The 2,634-nt window shown below is 36.9% G+C and carries 3 protein-coding genes; all 3 read left to right on the top strand.

What is annotated here, in order from left to right; all coding sequences use genetic code 11:
• Window positions 1-499 precede the first annotated feature (499 nt).
• On the top strand, window positions 500-658 hold the full coding sequence (locus L2748_RS23470) for a recombinase family protein (protein ID WP_246616308.1): 159 nt from the start codon (window positions 500-502) through the stop codon (window positions 656-658).
• Window positions 659-783: 125 nt separating this feature from the next.
• On the top strand, window positions 784-1,428 hold the full coding sequence (locus L2748_RS23465) for a hypothetical protein (RefSeq protein WP_220783609.1): 645 nt from the start codon (window positions 784-786) through the stop codon (window positions 1,426-1,428).
• Between the two features lie 383 nt (window positions 1,429-1,811).
• Window positions 1,812-1,967, top strand: coding sequence for a DUF4223 family protein (locus L2748_RS23460; RefSeq protein WP_246616310.1), 156 nt, complete (start codon window positions 1,812-1,814; stop codon window positions 1,965-1,967).
• Window positions 1,968-2,634: the final 667 nt, after the last annotated feature.

Raw genomic sequence — 2,634 nt, 5'->3', positions numbered from 1 at the left:
GAAGGCTAAGTTTGCGGACAACCCGCTTACCTCAGATCTAATGCAGACTTATTAGAATCTGACAAGACCGTCCTATATTGATCGCTTACGCTACGACGGTTAAAAACAGTACATCAAATAAGGGGTAAGTCACTTTGGTAGCTTGACGATGGTCTTCAATAAGTTCGAAGTGCTTAGTTAGGGAAAGAAGGCTCATTATAGGATCTCTGCAAAAGAGAGTATAAGATCACAACGGTATCAAAATGAAAAGCCTTTCGGTTTTTACTGGCTAAAATTCGTTCGCGATCTCACCCTGGTCACTTTCCCCCAAAAAAAGTTAGAGTTCGTTAGTGAAAATTTAATTATGTAGCGCTTTCAAAGTCGGTATCGAAAAACACTCGTATATTGATACCTGCTATCTTAACTTAATATCGGTGTCATAAAATTAGGGTGTGGCTTTAATGGTACCTTAATCATATGATACCCCTATATTTGATACCTTTTATGAAGTGAGTAACCAATGCGTATATTTTCCTATTGTCGTGTTTCAACAACTGAACAAACAACCGAGAATCAAATTATTGCTATTCGGCAGAAAGGTTATTACGTAAATGATGCACGTACTATCAGTGACGCGATTTCTAGAGCTGTAGAGGGAGGTAAAGATATTGGTTCATAAGTATTGAATAAAAATCAGCTACCTGTTAATTGTATTAAGTCGTTAGTTCCGATTAAGGATACTGCCCATAAGTATGCTCAAGACTCTCGATGCATCGGCTCTTATACAATTATGGGTAAACCTATATGAAGAAGACTATTATAGTTATTCCCTGCTGCTTGTTAGCTATCTCTACTTCAATGAGCGTATTAGCTAGCGAAACATTAATTACTGAGAAGTCCTATGTTGCAATCGGCACTCAATTTACTGAAGTATCTGCCGATGGTATGAAAAGTTATTTTGGTGAACTCTATAATAATGATGTTCAAAAGGATTTACTCGGTTATTACCTTGATGCTAAATGGCACTTCCCTCAACACTTTTTTGTACAAATTAATCATGATAGTGTCACTAGGTCTTCAACAGATTTATCCCAGAGTTATTTTAATTTAGGTTCAACCATTTCTTTAACAAAAAACATTCAGTGGTTCAATTCAGTTGGTTATGCATATTATTCCGCCACTAGAAATACATCTAAAGGGGATAAGAGAAAGAACGACGGTGGAGGGATATCTGCTGAAACAGGACTGAGCGTGCAACTAACATCCTGGTTTCAAACTCAACCCAGTTACCGATACGCAAATTTCGAATATGGTGGACAACATCAGTTTAATCTAAAAAATCAGTTTTTATTTGGTACACATTCAGCGATTGAACTGAATATTTCCTATCGGGATTGGCAACGACTCGGTGAATTAGATTATCAAGTTGGTTATAGATATCGTTTTTAATCGGTTTGAGTAAAACAGTTTGAGATTAGCTGATTTTTGGGCATAAATTGGTTAGTGCTTAAGCTCTAAAATTTAAGATAGTCATTATCATTGCTAATGACTATCTTAAGAAAGCGGGTTCACTATTGTAATAAATAGCTAACCAGAGAATTTAGGTTAGGTGTTCTAAGTGAACCGCCCTCGGCTCTGTGTTCTGCGCAACTAAATCAGAACCCAACAATCTCCGATATCCAAACTCTCTCCTTAATTGAACGCGATCAGTATTCTCAAATTAATAGAGTTGAATAGTTTTTGTGAGCTATATCTAAAAGTGGGTAAATTTTTATTTTAAAATGGTTAAATAAAGATTTAACTAGCTTTTTAAACAAAATTTGGAATGAATGATGAAAAAAATTGCGATTTTGATTATTGCTGCAACAGTAATGACAGGTTGTACAGGTACTACTTTTAACCGAGATAAGTCTTGTTCTGAGGATTACTTAATTCACCCAGCAATATCAATCCCATCAGCAATTGGCGCATGTGAATCTGCTGAATAAGATTGTTTTTAGAGCGTAGTAATGCGCTCTATCTTATGCCTTCATATGGAAAAGCTAGGACAGAAAAGCACGACCCTCAGCTTTACCACAATCAGCCTGATTAACCTTTGTGGTGGTCGTAGGTTTGCGCTCCGCGCTCAATAAGCTTTCTTTTTTCTCTTATAAAGATTAAATGCGCGAGCTATATCAATTTTGATATGGAGTGGTAAGTGGTCGGATAGAGTTAACCAGGCATAGATAATTTTGCTAAAACCACCTCATGTTATTGCAAGTTAGTAATGTCACATCGCTCACCAAAGTAGAAATGTCACACATATTGCTATGCCCTACTTCTTTATGGTTATTTATCACTACCGCCTGTTTTAGGTAAATCTAACTCATGGGTCTTATGTGATACTCATCACATTGCGTATATTAATCTCAAGTGTGTAACCTTTTTGAGCTTAAAATCCACCTCTAGTTAATTAAGCCTTGAGTCATTAATATTGCAGAGGCTTGTCACGTTGATTCTCTAACGTTTTGAGAGGTGTTTCATGAAAAAATTACTTTTTTTTGCTTTATGCTGTGGCGTACCTATATCGCATGCTGTTGCCGACGTATCAGACAACTTCTGGTATACCGGTATAGATATTGGCCAAGGCCACTACGCTAATGGTGGGAACGAGGC

It is taken from the genome of Shewanella sairae (assembly GCF_023283535.1).
Lineage (GTDB): Bacteria > Pseudomonadota > Gammaproteobacteria > Enterobacterales > Shewanellaceae > Shewanella > Shewanella sairae.
This window is presented reverse-complemented; position numbering and strand designations above follow the sequence as displayed.